Below are 15,989 nucleotides of genomic sequence, written 5' to 3' on the forward strand. Positions count from 1 at the left end.
TGCCGGATATCAACGCGTGGCGGCGGGCGCGGCCAGTGCCTTGTCGATGGCCGCGATCAGCTGCGGATCATCCGGCGTGACCTTGCTGGCGAACTGGGCGATGACCCTGCCGTCGCGGCCGACCAGGTATTTGTGGAAGTTCCAGCCCGGCGCCACGCCGGTTGCCGCGGTCAGGCGCTGGTACAGCGGGGTGGCCTGCGCGCCGACCACGTGGACCTTCTCGAACATCGGGAACTTCACGCCATAGGTCAGCGTGCAGAATTCCTGGATCTGCGCTTCGTCACCGGGTTCCTGGCCCTTGAAATCGTTGGACGGGAAGCCGAGGACCGCGAACCCGCGGCGTGCATAGCGCTGCTGCAGCGCTTCCAGGCCTTCGTACTGCGGCGTGTACCCGCACTTGCTGGCGGTATTGACCACCAGCAGCACCTGGCCGTGATAGCGCTGCTGCAGGTTGACCTGCTGCTTGCCGGCCAGGGGCCGGTAGTCCACATCCAGCAGATCGGCGGCCAGGGTGAGGCCGGGAAGGGCCAGCCCAGCCAGCAGGGTCAGCAGGGAAAGACCGCGCAGGCGGCGCGGGAAGACGGTCGGCAGGGGCATCGGAGCGGTCCGCGGTGGCCATTCACAGGGCCCGGCCGGGAGCGGCCGGGAATCGGCCGAACTATAGCACCGGCCCCGGGGGCACCCCGCCGCGCGACCGCCCCGGCGCTTTGCGCGGATTGGCGGCAACGCAGCCGGAGCCAGAAGCTGGCCGGTGCTTGACATAGCATGGACGCAGCTGAATGGAAGCGACGCGACGGCCTGCGCCCACCGAGCATCATTCCGCATTCAAATCAATGGCTTGCAGAATTGCGTCTATGCCATGACACCCCCTGCCATCAGTTGGGTCATGTCGGGGGTTGCACGTCGGCGTGCCGGTGTTATAGTTGCATACAACACCAGTCACCTGAGACAGGGGGTATGCCATGAACACCCGGATGCATCGCAACGTCACCGCTCCCGCGATCACCGCCGTTTCGACCCTGCTGGTGATGGCGTGGCTGGCCTCGCCACGCGCGCCCACCGCCCCCTCTCTGTCCGATACCCCGCAGGACGCGCCCACTCCCACGGCCGGGACGCCGGAAGCTTCACCCTCCCCCCCGCGTCGGCTGCACAGCTCCCTGTCCATGCCGTATTTCTCGTTCGCACAGCCGCTGACCCCACGGAGCTGACCATGAGCGACATCCAGTGGAGCGACGGCGCTCCCATCTACCGCCAGCTGAAGGAGCGCGTGATCGCCATGATGCTCGACGGAATCCTCAAGCCGGGCGATGCCCTGCCTTCGGTGCGCCAGGTGGCCGCCGACTACCAGCTCAACCCCATCACCGTTTCGCGCGCCTACCAGGAACTGGCTGACGAAGGCCTGGTCGAGAAGCGCCGGGGCCTGGGCATGTTCATGACCGAGCAGGCGGCCACGCAGCTGCGCAGCAGCGAGCGCGAGCGCTTCCTCAATGAAGAATGGCCGGCCGTCCTGGAGCGCATCCAGCGCCTGGGGCTGAGCCTCGACGAATTGCTGACCCAGGGGAAAGTCTGATGAATGCCAGCCTCACCAGTACCGCTGCAAGCGACGCGGTCATCACCGCCCGCGGCCTGCGCAAGGCCTACAAGAGCACGGTCGCGCTCGACAATGCCAGCTTCACCATCCCGGCGGGCCGGATCATCGGCCTGATCGGACCCAACGGTGCCGGCAAGACCACCGCGTTGAAGGCCATCCTCGGCCTGACCACGGTGGAAGGCGACCTCAGCGTGCTCGGCCGCGACCCGCGCCTGCATCGGGATGAGCTGATGAAGGACATCTGCTTCATCGCCGACGTCGCGGTGCTGCCCCGCTGGCTGAAGGTGCGCGAGGCCATCGACTTCGTCGCCGGCGTCCATCCACGCTTCGATCGCGCCCGCTGCGAGCGCTTCCTGGCCAACACCAAGCTGCAGCCGAAGCAGCGCGTGCGCGAACTGTCCAAAGGCATGATCGTGCAGCTGCACCTGGCCCTGGTGATGGCCATCGACGCCCGCGTGCTGGTGCTCGACGAGCCGACCCTGGGCCTGGACATCCTGTACCGCAAGGAGTTCTACCAGCGCCTGCTGGAGGACTACTTCGACGAGCAGAAGACGATCATCGTCACCACCCACCAGGTCGAAGAGATCGAGCACATCCTCAGCGACGTCATGTTCATCCGCGACGGCCGCATCGTGCTCGACGCAGAGATGGACGATGTCGGCCAACGCTACACCGAGCTGCTGGTCAACGCCGAGCAGCTCGATACCGCGCGTGCGCTCAAGCCGATCGACGAGCGCGCCCTGGCCTTCGGCAAGACCGTGCTGCTGTATGACGGCGTGCCGCGTGACCAGCTCACCTCCCTCGGCGAGACCCGCAGCCCGGGCCTGGCTGATCTGTTCGTCGCTGTCATGAAGGGGACCTATGCATGAACGCCGTCAATCATCCCGTCGGTCCCGCCGGCACGCTGCGCTGGCTGCTCAAGCGTGAATACTGGGAGAACCGTGGCGGGTTCCTCTATGCGCCGCTGATTGCCGGCGTGGTCTCGCTGCTGATGAGCGGTGTGGGCATCGCCTTCGGCCTGTTCGCCCTGCATCGGGCTGCGCGCGACGGCAATCTGCACATCGATGGCGAGGACGTGAACATCAACGGCCTGGACCTGGCGCTGCTGACCCGCAACATCAGTGCCAAGGACATGGCCGACCTGGGCAACGGCCTCGACCTGACCCTGGTGCTGAGTTCGGCCTGGCCGTTTCTGGTGCTGGCGTTCGTGATGTTCTTCTACTGCCTTGGCGCGCTGTATGACGACCGCCGCGACCGCAGCATCCTGTTCTGGAAATCACTGCCACTGTCCGATACCCAGACCGTGCTTTCCAAGGCGATCAGCGCGCTGGTGATCGCCCCGCTGATCGCAGTGGTCGCCGGCATCCTGACCATGTTCGGCTTCCTCGCCATCATCAGCCTGGTGGCCGCGCTGCACGGTGGCAGCCCGATGAACCTGATCTGGGGACCGGCCAGCCCGCTGACCCTGGCCGCCGGCCACCTGTCCTGGATTCCGGTCTACGTCCTGTGGGCGCTGCCGACCGCCGGCTGGCTGCTGCTGTGCTCGGCCTGGGCCAAGTCCAAGCCGTTCCTGTGGGCGGTGATGCTGCCGCTCTTCGCCGGGATCATCGTCTCCACCACCAAGGTCATGACCCTGTTCGGGCTCACCAGCGGCTGGTTCTGGCAGAACGTCGTCGGTCGCCTGCTGCTCAGTGGCGTGCCCGGCATGGACCTGATCTACCGCACCGGCCTGCAGGACTCGCGTGCGGACCTGGAATCGGTCACCGCGCTGATGGGCCCGGTCGCGCAGCTGAAGTCGCTGGCGATGCCGGGACTGTGGATCGGCGCTGCGTTCGGCGCGCTTTTCATCTTCCTTGCCATCCGCCTGCGCCGCCGCGCCGGCGAAATCTGACCCCTTACCGGAGCTACCACCCATGCGTTCCCTGCTCGCCTGTACCGCGTTGTTGCTGATGCCGCTGTCGGCCCTGGCCGCCGATGCACCCAACTGCAAGTTCACCGCTGCACGCACGTTGAAGCTGGACGCGGCCGGTGCCAAGGCGGTGGTGTTCGAGGTGAACCAGTTCGATCTGAAGGTGACCGCCCGCAGTGGAGGCGGTCAGCTCGACGGCCGTGCCTGCGCGTCCAGCCAGGATCTGCTGGACCAGCTGGTGCTGGACCAGCGCCGGGAAGGCGACAAGCTGGTGGTCAGCCTGCGCCGCGCAAGCCGTGCCGGCCTGAACCTGGGCAACTTCTACGCCTGGCTGGACATCCGCGGCAGCGTGCCGGACAACCTGCCGCTGCAGTTCAAGGTCGGCTCCGGCGATGCCAGCATCGACAACGCGCAGTCACTGAGTGTGGATGTCGGCTCCGGCGACGCCGTTGCGCGCGGCACCCGCGGCACCATCCATGCCTCCGTCGGCTCCGGCGACCTGGAGATCGACGGTGGCAGCGCACTGAACCTGCTGTCGCTCGGCTCGGGTGACGTCAAGGCGCGCAACATCGGGGGCGACGCGATCGTCGGCACGGTCGGCTCCGGCGACCTCACGATCAGCGACGTGCGTGGCAACGCACGCCTGGACACGGTCGGATCGGGCGACGTCGACTTCAAGCGCGTGCAGGGCAGCGTCCAGATCGGCGTGGTGGGCTCGGGGGGCATCGACCTGGGTGACATCGGCGGCGATGTGCACGTGCGCAGCCATGGCTCCGGCGACGTCGACGTCGATGGCGTGCGCGGCAACCTGACCGTCGATCACAGCGGCAGCGGCGACGTCGTACACCGCAACGTCAGCGGCAGGGTCACCCTGCCCCGCAACAAGTAAATCCCAACCCACCGATTCGAGGGGAATGCCATGAACCTGATGCGCCTGCTGCCTGCCACCCTGCTGTGCCTGCCGCTGATCGCCTGCGGTGGCACGTCTTCCGCGCCCGACACCAGTGTCGGCAAGAGCGTCGCCGAAACCTCCAGCGGCGTTGGCAGAAAAGTCCAGGAAGCCATGGATGAGGCCCGCAGGGAGATCACTGAGGGCAACATCAAGATCTCCGCCGACAATCAGCCGCGCGCGGAGATCACGCCGGATGGACATCTGCTGATCGGCGGCAAGGATGTGCCGACCAACGACGCGCAGCGCCGCCAGCTGCTGGAGTACCGCGGTCACGTGGTCGCCATCGCGACGGACGGGATGAATGTCGGCCTGGCCGGTGCCAAGCTCGGTGCCAGCGCTGCCGGTGAAGCGCTCAAGGGTATCTTCAGCGGTGACAGCGAAGGCGTGGAGAAGCGGATCAACGCCGAGGCCGCCAAGATCGAAGCGCAGGCCAAGCGCATCTGCGACCGCCTGCCGGCGATGCTGGCCAGCCAGCAGGCGCTTGCCCGCGAACTGCCGGCCTTCAAGCCCTACGCCAGCATGGACCAGAGCGACGTCGACGACTGCGGGAAGGACAGCTCGGTCACCTTCTCCAACTGAGACACTTCAGCGCAGCCGGCCGGCAGCGGGTCCCCGCTGCCGCCACCGGGCTTACAATGGGCACCCCGGATGCCCCCGATCGAATCGTCATGAAGAAGCTGTTTCTGCTGCTGGCTGCCCTGTTCTGCCTGGGCCTGGCCGGCTGCGACCAGGATTACCGCAACCACCGCGCAGAGCGTGGCAAGCCCAAGATCTCCGTGAGCGAAGGCATGGTGACCGTGCGCCGTCCACCGGCACCGAACATCATCATCCTGGCCGACGGCACGATGAAGATGGACGAGATCCAGATTCCGCTGGACGATGCGCAGAAACAGATGCTGCAGACGATGTTCGGCAAGCTGCAGGTACTGCGCCAGAACACGCTGGTGGCCGCCCCGGCCGATCCGAACATGCAGCCGGTGAAGATCCAGCCGCCGGAGGGCATGGACGTCATTCCAGGCGACCTGATCCAGCGCATCCCCGAGTTCAAGGACTACACCGAGACCTTCGGCAACATCGTCGCCGACCGTCGCTGAACGCAAACGCCGCCCGAGGGCGGCGTTTCTCATTGGCCCGGCAAGCCTGCTCGGCAGATCAACCGCCGCCACCGCCTCCCGCATGGATACCGCCAGCGGTCAGCGCCGTCGGATCCAGCAGGCGCCGCAGTTCCGCTTCGCCCAGGCCGCTGTCCTCCAGCGCCACCTCCAGCACCGGCCGCTGTTCCTTGTAGGCGCGCTTGGCGATTGCCGCGGCCTTCTCATAGCCGATGATCGGGTTCAGCGCAGTAACCAGGATCGGGTTGCGCGCCAGCGCCTCCGCCACGCGATCCTCGCGCACCTTCAGGCCTGCGATGGCGCTGTCGGCCAGCAGCGTCGACACGTTGGCCAGCAGGCCGATGCCTTCGAGCAGGTTCACCGCGATCAGCGGCAGGGTCACATTGAGCTGGAAATTGCCGGTCTGCCCGGCCACCGTGATCGCCGTGTGGTGACCGATCACCTGCGCGCAGGCCATCACCGTCGCCTCCGGAATCACCGGATTGACCTTGCCCGGCATGATCGAGCTGCCCGGCTGCAGGGCCGGCAGTTCGATCTCGCCCAGCCCCGCCAGCGGCCCGGCATTCATCCAGCGCAGATCGTTGGCGATCTTGATCAGCGCCACCGCCAGCGCATTGAGCTGGCCGGACAGCTCCACCGCATCGTCCTGCGCGGCCAGGCCTTCAAACTTGTTGTCGGCACTGTCGAACTTGAAACCCGAGTGCTGCTTGAGGGCCTTGGCCACCTGAGCGCCGAAACGCGGATCGGCATTGATGCCGGTACCGATGGCGGTGCCGCCCAGCGGCAGCCGGCGGACGCGCTTGAGGCTGTCCTCGATGCGCGCCTGTGCCGATGCCAGCTGTGCCGACCAGGCACCGAACTCCTGCTCGAAGGTCAGCGGCATGGCGTCCATCAGGTGGGTACGGCCGGTCTTGACCACCTTGCGCAGGCTGCGGCCCTTCCTGTCGATGGTCCTGCGCAGATGCGCCAGCGCGGGCAGAAGCTGTTCGTGCGCCGCCAGCACCGCCGAGACGCGCAGCGCGGTCGGGATCACGTCATTGGAGCTCTGCCCCTGGTTGACGTGGTCGTTGGGATGGACCGTGGCCTTGCCGGCGCGGTTGGCCAGGGTCGCGATGACCTCGTTGGCATTCATGTTCGAGGACGTACCCGAACCGGTCTGGTAGACATCGATGGGGAAATGCGCGTCCCAGTCGCCCGCCGCCACTTCCGCGGCGGCGGCCTGGATCGCCTTGGCCACGTTCCTGGGCAGGTGGCCCAGTTCGGCGTTGACGCCGGCAGCGGCGCCCTTGACCAGACCCAGCGCACGGATGAACCCGCGCGGCATGCGCTGGCCGGACACCGGGAAATTCTGCACGGCGCGCTGGGTCTGCGCGCCCCACAGGGCGTCGGCAGGCACCTGCAGCTCGCCCATGCTGTCGTGTTCGATCCGGAAGCCCCGGGAGGCACCCTTGCTTGCAGCTTTGCTCATTGCATCGACTCCGCACTACTTCAGTTGGGGAAAGGGAAGCGGCGGCTGGCAGGGTGTCGCTTCCCGGGCTGGCGGCGGTAATCACGATACTCTCTTGCCCGTTGCATGGCATGACGGAAGCGGGCCGGATCGTTTCATCTGCGGCACCGTTGCCCATCGGGAGCGGCGGGCCCGGCCGGGCGAGGACAGCGCGCACCCTCCCTGCGCCCGGCGTGGCCCGGTGCTGCCAAGCATGCGAAGGCCACGCGTCGTAGAATATCGGCCCCGCCGCTCGCTCCCGCCCTGCCGACATGTCCGATTCCGCCCTGCTCGCCCTGTCCCCGCTCGATGGCCGCTACGCCGGCAAGGTCGATGCCCTGCGCCCGATCTTCTCCGAGTACGGCCTGATCAAGGCCCGCGTCACGGTCGAGGTGGAGTGGCTGCTGGCGCTGGCCGCCGAGCCGGGCATCGTCGAGCTTGCAGCGTTCTCCGAAGCCGCCACCGCCCGTCTGCGCGCGCTGGCCAGCGGTTTCAGCCCCGCCCATGCCGCCCGGGTGAAGGAGATCGAGCGCACCACCAACCATGACGTCAAGGCGGTGGAGTACTTCATCAAGGAGCAGCTGAAGGACGACGCCGAGCTGGCGCCGGCACTGGAGTTCGTGCATTTCGCCTGCACCAGTGAGGACATCAACAACCTCAGCTACGGCCTGATGCTCGAGCAGGCGCGCCGCGAGGTGCTGCTGCCGACGCTCGACGGCATCGCCGCCACCCTGCGTGGCCTGGCCCACGCCCAGGCCGCGCAGCCGATGCTGTCGCGTACGCACGGCCAGACCGCTTCGCCGACCACCCTGGGCAAGGAGCTGGCGAACGTGGTGGCGCGCCTGGAGCGTCAGCGCCGCCAGATCGCCGCGGTCGAGCTGACCGGCAAGATCAACGGTGCGGTCGGCAACTACAACGCGCACGTCGCCAGCTACCCGGACGTGGACTGGCCGGCCTTCGCCGAACGCTTCGTGAGCGGGCTGGGCCTGGTGTTCAACCCGTACACCACGCAGATCGAGCCGCACGACAACGTCGCCGAAATCGGCGATGCCGCCCGCCGCGCCAACATCATCCTGATCGACCTGGCCCGCGACATCTGGGGCTACATCTCGCTGGGCTACTTCAAGCAGCGCCTGAAGGAAGGCGAAGTCGGCTCGTCGACCATGCCGCACAAGGTCAACCCGATCGATTTCGAAAATGCCGAAGGCAACTTCGGCATCGCCAACGCGCTGTTCGAGCATTTCAGCGCGAAGCTGCCGATCAGCCGCTGGCAGCGCGACCTGACCGACTCCACCGTGCTGCGGGCGCTGGGTACCGCCTTCGGCCACAGCCAGGTGGCGCTGGACTCGCTGGCCAAGGGACTGGGCAAGCTGGAGGTGAATCCGCAGCGCCTGGATGCCGACCTGGATGCGGCGTGGGAAGTGCTGGCCGAAGCGGTGCAGACGGTGATGCGCCGCCACGGCCTGCCGAACCCGTACGAGCAGCTGAAGGCACTGACCCGCGGCCAGGGCATCACCGCCGAGTCGATGCGGGCGTTCGTACAGGGGCTGGAGCTGCCGGCGGATGCGAAGCAGCGGCTGCTGGAGATGACCCCGGGCAGCTATACCGGTCTGGCCGAGGCGCTGGCGAAGAAGGTCTGAGGGGTTTTCTCTGCGGCGGCGGCCGCGGCGCTGCCTGCGGCAGGCAACGGCAACGTCAAAGGCGGCTCTGGGTTTCTGCAGTGTTTGGCGGGGCGGATTGGGTTCGCGGGGGACGCCGTGAACCCATCCTTGGGGGCTTGGCCGCGGCATCCATGCCGCGGACACCCCCGCGAACCCAACCCGCCCCACCTCTGACAGCGTCCCGGTGACGGATCGAAGAGCATTTGTTGTCGGGACGGAATTTGAAGGAGGGACGCGGCTTTGCCGCGTCCCTCTTTGTTTTTGGGATTCTGCAGAGCCGAGCAAGCGCAGCGCGCGACCCGCTGTTGCCCTTGATTTTCTTCTTCCATTCCGTGGCGGACCCCGCAGGAAACTGTCAGGGGCCGGGCGGGTGGGCTGCGCGGGGGTGTCCGCCGCATGGATGCGGCGGCCAAGCTTACAGGGACGTACTTGCAGCGTCCCCCGCGCAGCCCACCCGTCCGGCCAAGCACGGTTTTGGCTTTCAGCGGCCAACCCAGACCCCGCCACGAGGGGCTCCGCCGTTGGCCGGACACCCCGCGACAAACCACCGCACGTGCGCAATCCCAACGAACGTCGGACAATGGACGCTTTGGCGGCACGCCGCGCCGCCCTCCCGCTTTCCGCTGCAAGGATTCCCCCATGGCCGCCCGCAAGTCCTCCGCCCCGCTCATCGAAGTCACCGCCCGTCCCGGCCAGCCGCTGGGCATGTCCCCGGCCGTGTTCCTGCGCGATTTCTGGCAGAAGCGTCCGCTGCTGATCCGCAACGCCTTCGCTGATTTCCAGTCTCCGGTGCAGCCGGAAGACCTGGCCGGGCTGGCCTGCGAAGAAGGCGTGCTGGCACGCCTGATCGAGCACGACAAGCGCCAGGACGGCTGGCGCGTACGTACCGGCCCGTTCCAGGAAGACGTATTCCCCGCCCTGCCCGACCACGACTGGACCCTGCTGGTGCAGGACGTGGACAAGTGGGACCCGGACGTGCGCGCGCTGATCGAGCACTTCCGCTTCCTCCCGCGCTGGCGCATGGACGACGTCATGATCAGCTTCGCGGCCACCGGCGGCTCGGTCGGTGCCCACGTCGACCAGTACGACGTGTTCCTGCTGCAGGCCCAGGGCCATCGTCGCTGGCAGATCGACGCCAGCGAGTCGATCAAGGGCCGGCGCCCGCCGCTGGGGTTCCGTCCGGACGTGGAACTGAAGCTGCTGGAGGTGTTCAAGCCCACCCACGACTGGGTGCTGGCGCCGGGCGACATGCTGTACCTGCCGCCGAACGTGCCGCACCATGGCGTCGCCGAAGACCCCTGCCTGACGTTCTCCTTCGGCATGCGCGCGCCGTCCTCGGCCGAACTCATCAGTGACTACCTGGACACCCTGATCGCCGATGCCGACGAGAACATCCGCTACCAGGACCCCGACCTGAAGCTGCCGGCCGATCCGAACGAGATCGACACGGTGGCGATGGCACGGGTGATCACCGCCCTCAACGCCATCCGCATGAACGACCCGGACAAGCTGGGCGACTGGTTCGGCCGCTTCATCACCACCTACCGCGCCGCCGGCGAAGTGATGGCCCACCAGGCCGCGCCGGAACAGGAAGAGGTGGTCGCCGCCCTGCAGTCCGGCCTTCTGCTGCAACGCCACCCCTGGGCCCGCCTGGCCTGGCGGCGGGCCAAGCGGGGCGCCAGCCTGTACGTCAGCGGCCAGGACTTCGCGCTGCCGGTGAAGGATGCGCAGCGCCTGGCCGGTGCCGAGCAGCTCGACGCGGCCGCCTATCGCGGACTGTCGGACAAGGGCCGCGCGGTGGTCCAGCAGCTGCTGGTCGGCGGCGTGTTCCAGCTGATCGACCCCAGCGAGCTGTATGGCGCCGACGACGAGGGCGAGGATGAAGGCGTCCTCGGTGAGGTGGTCGAAGGCCGCGACCAGGTGGAGGTGATCGATGACGACGCCGTGTCCGACGATGTCCACGTGGTGACCGTGCATGACGATGGCATCGAGGTCATCGTCAACTTCGAAGACGACGAAGAAGACGACAGCGACGCCGGTCGCGCCTGAGTCATGCCCTCGATCCGCGTCCATCAGGTAGGTCATGCCGATGCGCATGGCGCCATCCACGCTGTGCGCCAGCAGGTGTTCGTGCAGGAACAGGGCATTGCCAGCGAACTGGAGCGCGACGCGATGGACCCGGTCAGCGCCCATGTACTGGCGCTGGATGCCGACGGCACGCCGGTCGGCACTGGTCGGCTCACACCTGATGGTCGCGTCGGCCGCATGGCAGTGCTGGCGAGCCACCGCAGCCAGGGCATCGGTGAAGCCCTGCTCGAGGCCCTGGTCGAGTCCGGCCATGGCCTCGGCCTGGCCGAGCTGCATCTGCACGCACAGCTGCCCGCCCGCGACTTCTACGCGCGGCAGGGCTTCCTGCCTGAGGGCGAGGTCTTCGAGGAGGCCGGCCTGGGGCACCAGCAGATGCGCCGCCGGCTGGACGCGGCCAGCGCGATCAACAGCCACGCCGAGGCCGTGGCCGCCACCACCGCCCTCCTCCACCGTGCCCGTCGCCAGGTGTGGCTGCACAGCCACCTGCTGGACCCGGGCCTGCTCGATGCCGGCCCGGTACAGGCCGCCCTGCGCCGCTTCGCCAGTGCCCGCCACGACAAGCAGCTGCGGGTGATCGTGCATGACGCGGCAGCCATTGGCCGTGCCGGCGCGCCGCTGCTGGCGATGGCACAGCGGCTGCCCAGCGTGATCCTGTTCCGCGAGGTGACCGATCCGGTCGACCGGGCACTGGCGTCCGCCTGCCTGATCAATGACAGGGGCGACTTCTACTTTCGTCTGATCGGCCATCGCCTCGACGGCGAGGCCGGCATCGCGCTGCCGGCACGTTCGCGGCAGTTCGAGCAGCAATTGCAGCGCGTCTGGGACCGTTCGCGCGATTGCAGCGAACTCCGCGCGCTCGGCCTCTGAGCGCGACGGTCGGGTTCAACCTGTCTGGAAGCGGCACCGGGGGACGCACGATGGCCTCCGCGATGCCCCTTCGTGTCCGGATGGGGGTACAATTTGGCTGTTTGAACGCGCCTGCGCAGGGCTATTCATCTTCCTGCCGGGTCCTTCTTAAGCCATACCCCACAAAGCGAATCAACACCCTCCATCGTGGACAATCTACTGAAGCAGTTTGCGCAATCTTCGCAACTCGCCGGCGGCAACGCCTCCTATGTCGAGGACCTGTACGAGCAGTACCTCGTCTCCCCGGACAGTGTCGATCCCAAATGGAAGACCTACTTCGACGGCTTCAAGGGCCGCGAAGCAGGTGACATTCCGCACTCGGCCGTCATTTCCCACATCGCGGACGCGGCCAAGGATGCGCTGAAGGCCGGCACCGGCGCAGGTGCGGGCGACGAGCGTGAGCGCAATGTCGGTCGTCTGATCACCGCCTACCGCTCGCGCGGCCACCTGGACGCCCGCCTGGACCCGCTGGGCCTGGCTGCGCCGGTCAATACGCCGGACCTGGGCCTGCCGTTCCACAGCCTGTCCGATGCCGACCTCAACAGCGAGTTCAGCACCGGTGGCGTCGGCGGCCAGCCGCGCATGAAGCTGCGCGATCTGCTGGCGCGCCTTAAGGCGACCTACACCGGTTCGATCGGTGCGGAGTTCATGCACATCGCCGAGGTCGAGCAGCGCCAGTGGATCTACAAGAAGCTGGAACTGGCCGGCGGCAACTACCAGCTGGACGCTGACACCCAGCGCCGCACCCTGGAGCGCCTGACCGCGGCCGAAGGCCTGGAGCGCTACCTGCACACCAAGTACGTCGGCCAGAAGCGCTTCTCGCTGGAAGGCGGCGATGCGCTGATCCCGATGATGGACACCATCATCCGCAGCGCCGGCAAGGACGGCGTCAAGGACGTGGTGATCGGCATGGCCCACCGCGGCCGCCTGAACGTGCTGGTCAACACCCTGGGCAAGAACCCGCGCAAGCTGTTCGACGAGTTCGAAGGCAAGTTCGAGCACGACGAGCACGCCTCGGCCGGCGACGTGAAGTACCACATGGGCTTCTCCGCCGACGTGGCCACCGAGGGTGGCCCGGTCCACCTGGCGCTGGCGTTCAACCCGTCGCACCTTGAAATCGCCGACCCGGTCGTGGCCGGTTCCGTGCGTTCGCGCCAGGAGCGCCGCAAGGACACCGCCCGCAAGCAGGTCATGCCGATCCTGATCCACGGCGACGCGGCCTTCTCCGGCCAGGGCGTGGTCATGGAACTGTTCCAGATGTCGCAGGCCCGCGGCTTCGCCGTCGGCGGCACCGTGCACATCGTGGTCAACAACCAGGTCGGCTTCACCACCTCCAATCCGCTGGATACGCGCTCCACGCGCTATGCCACCGACGTGGCGAAGATGATTGCCGCGCCGGTGCTGCACGTGAACGGAGATGACCCGGAAGCGGTGGTGTTCGCCGCGCAGCTGGCGTTCGAGTTCCGCCAGAAGTTCGCCAAGGACGTGGTCATCGACCTGATGTGCTACCGCCGTTGGGGCCACAACGAGGCCGACGAGCCGGCGATCACCCAGCCGCTGATGTACCAGGTGATCCGCAAGCACCCGACCACCCGCGAGATGTATGCCGAGCAGCTGGAAAAGGCGGGCGTGATCGCCGCCGGCGCCGGCAAGGCGATGGTCGATGCCTACCGTGAGAAGCTGGACGCCGGCGAAGTGACCACCGAACTGGCCAAGGTCGAGAAGACTCCGCCGAGCAGCCCGCTGTTCGTTGATTGGCCGAAGCTGCTGGAAGGCAAGCTGTCCGACCCGGTCTCGACCAAGGTCGAGAAGAACAAGCTGGTCGAGCTGGCCAAGCTGATCAACACCATCCCGGACGAAGTGCAGCTGCACTCGCGCGTGGCCAAGGTCTACGACGATCGCCGCAAGATGGCCGCTGGCGAGATTCCGGGCGACTGGGGCTTTGCCGAAAACCTGGCCTACGCCACCCTGCTGGATGAAGGCCATGCACTGCGCCTGGTCGGCCAGGACGTCGGCCGCGGTACGTTCACGCACCGCCATGCGATCCTGCACGACCAGAAGACCGACAACTACTACATGCCGCTGCGGCAGCTGGTGGATTCGCCGGAGAAGGCCACCGTCATCGATTCGCTGCTGAGCGAAGAAGCGGTGATGGCCTACGAGTACGGCTTCTCCACCACCGATCCAAACACGCTGTGCATCTGGGAAGGCCAGTTCGGCGACTTCGCCAACGGCGCCCAGGTGGTGATCGATCAGTTCATCGCCGCCGGTGAAGCCAAGTGGGGCCGCATTTCCGGCCTGACCCTGCTGCTGCCGCATGGCTATGAAGGGCAAGGCCCGGAACACAGCTCGGCGCGCCTGGAGCGCTTCCTGCAGCTGTGCGCGCTGGAGAACATGCTGGTGGTCGTGCCGTCGACCCCGGCCCAGGCCTTCCACATGCTGCGTCGCCAGCTGCACATGACCACCCGCAAGCCGCTGGTGGTGATGTCGCCGAAGTCGCTGCTGCGCCACAAGCTGGCGGTGTCGACCCTGGACGAGCTGGCCAACGGCGAGTTCCAGCACCTGATCGGCGATGCCAATGCGGACGCCAAGAAGGTCAAGCGCGTGGTGCTGTGCTCGGGCAAGGTCTACTACGACCTGCTGGAAGACCAGACCAAGCGTGGCCAGGACGACGTGGCGATCATCCGCGTGGAGCAGCTGTATCCGTTCCCGCGTGCGCTGCTGGCTGCCGAACTGAAGAAGTATGGCAAGGCCACCGACGTGGTGTGGACGCAGGAAGAACCGCAGAACCAGGGCGCGTGGTACCAGATCCGCCACCACCTGCAGTTCTGCCTGGCCGAGGGCCAGAACCTGCATTACGCCGGTCGCGCACGTTCGGCGTCGCCGGCTGCCGGTCACATGGCTGACCATGTCCGCGAGCAGCAGCAGCTGATTGCCGACGCACTGGTCAACCCGTTCAACGACCAGGTCGCTGAATAACTCTCCTCCCCTTATTTAGAAGACAAACCAGGAAGCTCCCGCATGGCCACCGAAGTCAAAGCCCCGGTACTGCCCGAATCCGTCGCCGACGGCACCATCGCCACCTGGCACAAGAAGGTGGGCGACGCCGTCAGGCGCGACGAAAACCTGCTTGACCTGGAAACCGACAAGGTCGTCCTGGAAGTGCCGTCGCCGGTCGATGGCGTGCTGAAGGAGATCAAGTTCGACGTGGGCGCCACCGTGACCTCCAGCCAGGTCGTGGCGATCATCGAGGAAGGCGCCGTGGCGGCTGCCCCGGCTCCGGCCGCTGAAGAGAAGAAGGCCGATGCCCCGGCTCCGGCCGCAGCCGCTGCTCCGGCTCCCGCCGCGGCTCCGGCCCCGGCAGCCAAGTCGGCCGCCGATGCGCTGCCGCCGGGTGCCCGCTTCACCGCCATCACCGAGGGCGTGAACCCGGCCGACGTGGACGGCACCGGCCGTCGCGGCGCGGTGACCAAGGAAGACATCGTCAACTTCGCCCGCAACGGCGGCGCCGGCAAGGCCGGTGGCGCACGTCCGGAAGAACGCGTGCCGATGACCCGCATCCGCAAGCGCATCGCCGAACGCCTGATGGAGTCCAAGAACTCCACCGCCATGCTGACCACCTTCAACGAAGTCGACCTGTCCAAGGTGTCGGCCGCGCGCAAGGAACTGCAGGACGAGTTCGTCAAGGCCCACGGCATCAAGCTGGGCTTCATGAGCTTCTTCGTGAAGGCCGCCGCCAACGCGCTGCAGCGCTTCCCGCTGGTCAACGCGTCGATCGATGGTGACGACATCATCTACCACGGCTACTCGGACATCTCCATCGCCGTGTCGACCGAGAAGGGCCTGGTGACCCCGGTGCTGCGCAACGTCGAGCGCATGTCGTTCGCCGACATCGAGAAGACCATCGCCGACTACGCCAAGAAGGCCCGTGACGGCAAGCTGAGCCTGGAAGAACTGCAGGGCGGCACCTTCACCGTGACCAACGGCGGCACCTTCGGCTCGCTGCTGTCCACGCCGATCATCAACCCGCCCCAGAGCGCCATCCTGGGCATGCACGCCATCAAGGAGCGTCCGATCGCCCAGAACGGCCAGGTCGTGATCGCGCCGATGATGTACCTGGCGCTGTCCTACGACCACCGCATCATCGACGGCAAGGACTCGGTGCAGTTCCTGGTGGACATCAAGAACCAGCTGGAAAACCCGGGCCGCATGCTGTTCGGCCTGTAAGACCTCCCGCCCCCTTCCGCGCCCGCGCGGAAGGGGGTTCCGGTAAAGCATCAAGGA

The 15,989-nt window shown here is 67.0% G+C and carries 14 protein-coding genes; 12 read left to right on the forward strand and 2 right to left on the reverse strand.

What is annotated here, in order from left to right:
• Positions 1–9: 9 nt before the first annotated feature.
• The gene (locus AC06FB_RS09680; protein ID WP_053515396.1) at positions 10–597 is read right to left on the reverse strand and encodes a glutathione peroxidase; all 588 of its coding nucleotides are present in this window, start codon (positions 595–597) and stop codon (positions 10–12) included.
• A gap of 365 nt (positions 598–962) precedes the next feature.
• Between AC06FB_RS09680 and AC06FB_RS09685 the strand changes: the two genes are divergently transcribed.
• From AC06FB_RS09685 to AC06FB_RS09715, 7 genes are all read left to right on the forward strand, one after another.
• Positions 963–1,208, forward strand: a complete 246-nt coding sequence (locus tag AC06FB_RS09685) for a hypothetical protein (RefSeq protein WP_065176058.1) — start codon at positions 963–965, stop codon at positions 1,206–1,208.
• Between the two features lie 2 nt (positions 1,209–1,210).
• Positions 1,211–1,570 (forward strand): GntR family transcriptional regulator, encoded by a 360-nt coding sequence (locus AC06FB_RS09690; RefSeq protein ID WP_053515392.1) that lies wholly within the window; start codon positions 1,211–1,213, stop codon positions 1,568–1,570.
• The gene (locus AC06FB_RS09695; protein ID WP_065176059.1) at positions 1,570–2,460 is read left to right on the forward strand and encodes an ABC transporter ATP-binding protein; all 891 of its coding nucleotides are present in this window, start codon (positions 1,570–1,572) and stop codon (positions 2,458–2,460) included. Before AC06FB_RS09690 ends, AC06FB_RS09695 begins: the two co-directional genes overlap by 1 nt.
• Positions 2,457–3,482, forward strand: a complete 1,026-nt coding sequence (locus AC06FB_RS09700; protein ID WP_193396648.1) for a hypothetical protein — start codon at positions 2,457–2,459, stop codon at positions 3,480–3,482. The genes AC06FB_RS09695 and AC06FB_RS09700 overlap by 4 nt, the downstream gene beginning before the upstream one ends.
• 22 nt (positions 3,483–3,504) lie before the next feature.
• A complete protein-coding gene (locus AC06FB_RS09705; RefSeq protein WP_053515386.1) occupies positions 3,505–4,389 on the forward strand; it encodes a DUF4097 family beta strand repeat-containing protein in 885 nt (294 codons plus the stop codon).
• A gap of 30 nt (positions 4,390–4,419) precedes the next feature.
• On the forward strand, positions 4,420–5,031 hold the full coding sequence (locus AC06FB_RS09710; protein WP_053515384.1) for a YggN family protein: 612 nt from the start codon (positions 4,420–4,422) through the stop codon (positions 5,029–5,031).
• An 89-nt stretch (positions 5,032–5,120) separates the two neighbouring features.
• Positions 5,121–5,546 (forward strand): hypothetical protein, encoded by a 426-nt coding sequence (locus tag AC06FB_RS09715; protein WP_053515382.1) that lies wholly within the window; start codon positions 5,121–5,123, stop codon positions 5,544–5,546.
• A 58-nt stretch (positions 5,547–5,604) separates the two neighbouring features.
• On the opposite strand, the gene AC06FB_RS09720 is transcribed toward AC06FB_RS09715, so the two are convergent.
• Positions 5,605–7,032: a class II fumarate hydratase gene (locus AC06FB_RS09720; RefSeq protein WP_478053631.1), complete on the reverse strand. Its 1,428-nt coding sequence runs from the start codon at positions 7,030–7,032 to the stop codon at positions 5,605–5,607.
• 290 nt (positions 7,033–7,322) lie between these two features.
• Between AC06FB_RS09720 and purB the strand changes: the two genes are divergently transcribed.
• From purB to sucB, 5 genes are all read left to right on the forward strand, one after another.
• Positions 7,323–8,690 (forward strand): adenylosuccinate lyase, encoded by a 1,368-nt coding sequence (purB, locus tag AC06FB_RS09725; protein ID WP_262100329.1) that lies wholly within the window; start codon positions 7,323–7,325, stop codon positions 8,688–8,690.
• Positions 8,691–9,350: 660 nt separating this feature from the next.
• A complete protein-coding gene (locus AC06FB_RS09730) occupies positions 9,351–10,760 on the forward strand; it encodes a ribosomal protein uL16 3-hydroxylase (protein ID WP_180875574.1) in 1,410 nt (469 codons plus the stop codon).
• Positions 10,761–10,763: 3 nt separating this feature from the next.
• Positions 10,764–11,666: a GNAT family N-acetyltransferase gene (locus tag AC06FB_RS09735; RefSeq protein WP_262100330.1), complete on the forward strand. Its 903-nt coding sequence runs from the start codon at positions 10,764–10,766 to the stop codon at positions 11,664–11,666.
• A gap of 186 nt (positions 11,667–11,852) precedes the next feature.
• Entirely contained in the window at positions 11,853–14,684 is a 2,832-nt protein-coding gene (locus AC06FB_RS09740; RefSeq protein WP_053515372.1) for a 2-oxoglutarate dehydrogenase E1 component, read from the forward strand.
• Positions 14,685–14,726: 42 nt separating this feature from the next.
• Positions 14,727–15,932 (forward strand): dihydrolipoyllysine-residue succinyltransferase, encoded by a 1,206-nt coding sequence (sucB, locus tag AC06FB_RS09745; protein WP_262100331.1) that lies wholly within the window; start codon positions 14,727–14,729, stop codon positions 15,930–15,932.
• Positions 15,933–15,989 lie beyond the last annotated feature (57 nt).

Source organism: Stenotrophomonas sp. Steno-C15, assembly GCF_056393265.1.

Bases quoted from the DNA above. Each gene is read 5' to 3' on its own strand.
- AC06FB_RS09680 (WP_053515396.1), bottom strand. From the start codon at position 597: ATGCCCCTGCCGACCGTCTTCCCGCGCCGCCTGCGCGGTCTTTCCCTG.
- AC06FB_RS09685 (WP_065176058.1), top strand. From the start codon at position 963: ATGAACACCCGGATGCATCGCAACGTCACCGCTCCCGCGATCACCGCC.
- AC06FB_RS09690 (WP_053515392.1), top strand. From the start codon at position 1,211: ATGAGCGACATCCAGTGGAGCGACGGCGCTCCCATCTACCGCCAGCTG.
- AC06FB_RS09695 (WP_065176059.1), top strand. From the start codon at position 1,570: ATGAATGCCAGCCTCACCAGTACCGCTGCAAGCGACGCGGTCATCACC.
- AC06FB_RS09700 (WP_193396648.1), top strand. From the start codon at position 2,457: ATGAACGCCGTCAATCATCCCGTCGGTCCCGCCGGCACGCTGCGCTGG.
- AC06FB_RS09705 (WP_053515386.1), top strand. From the start codon at position 3,505: ATGCGTTCCCTGCTCGCCTGTACCGCGTTGTTGCTGATGCCGCTGTCG.
- AC06FB_RS09710 (WP_053515384.1), top strand. From the start codon at position 4,420: ATGAACCTGATGCGCCTGCTGCCTGCCACCCTGCTGTGCCTGCCGCTG.
- AC06FB_RS09715 (WP_053515382.1), top strand. From the start codon at position 5,121: ATGAAGAAGCTGTTTCTGCTGCTGGCTGCCCTGTTCTGCCTGGGCCTG.
- AC06FB_RS09720 (WP_478053631.1), bottom strand. From the start codon at position 7,032: ATGAGCAAAGCTGCAAGCAAGGGTGCCTCCCGGGGCTTCCGGATCGAA.
- purB (WP_262100329.1), top strand. From the start codon at position 7,323: ATGTCCGATTCCGCCCTGCTCGCCCTGTCCCCGCTCGATGGCCGCTAC.
- AC06FB_RS09730 (WP_180875574.1), top strand. From the start codon at position 9,351: ATGGCCGCCCGCAAGTCCTCCGCCCCGCTCATCGAAGTCACCGCCCGT.
- AC06FB_RS09735 (WP_262100330.1), top strand. From the start codon at position 10,764: ATGCCCTCGATCCGCGTCCATCAGGTAGGTCATGCCGATGCGCATGGC.
- sucB (WP_262100331.1), top strand. From the start codon at position 14,727: ATGGCCACCGAAGTCAAAGCCCCGGTACTGCCCGAATCCGTCGCCGAC.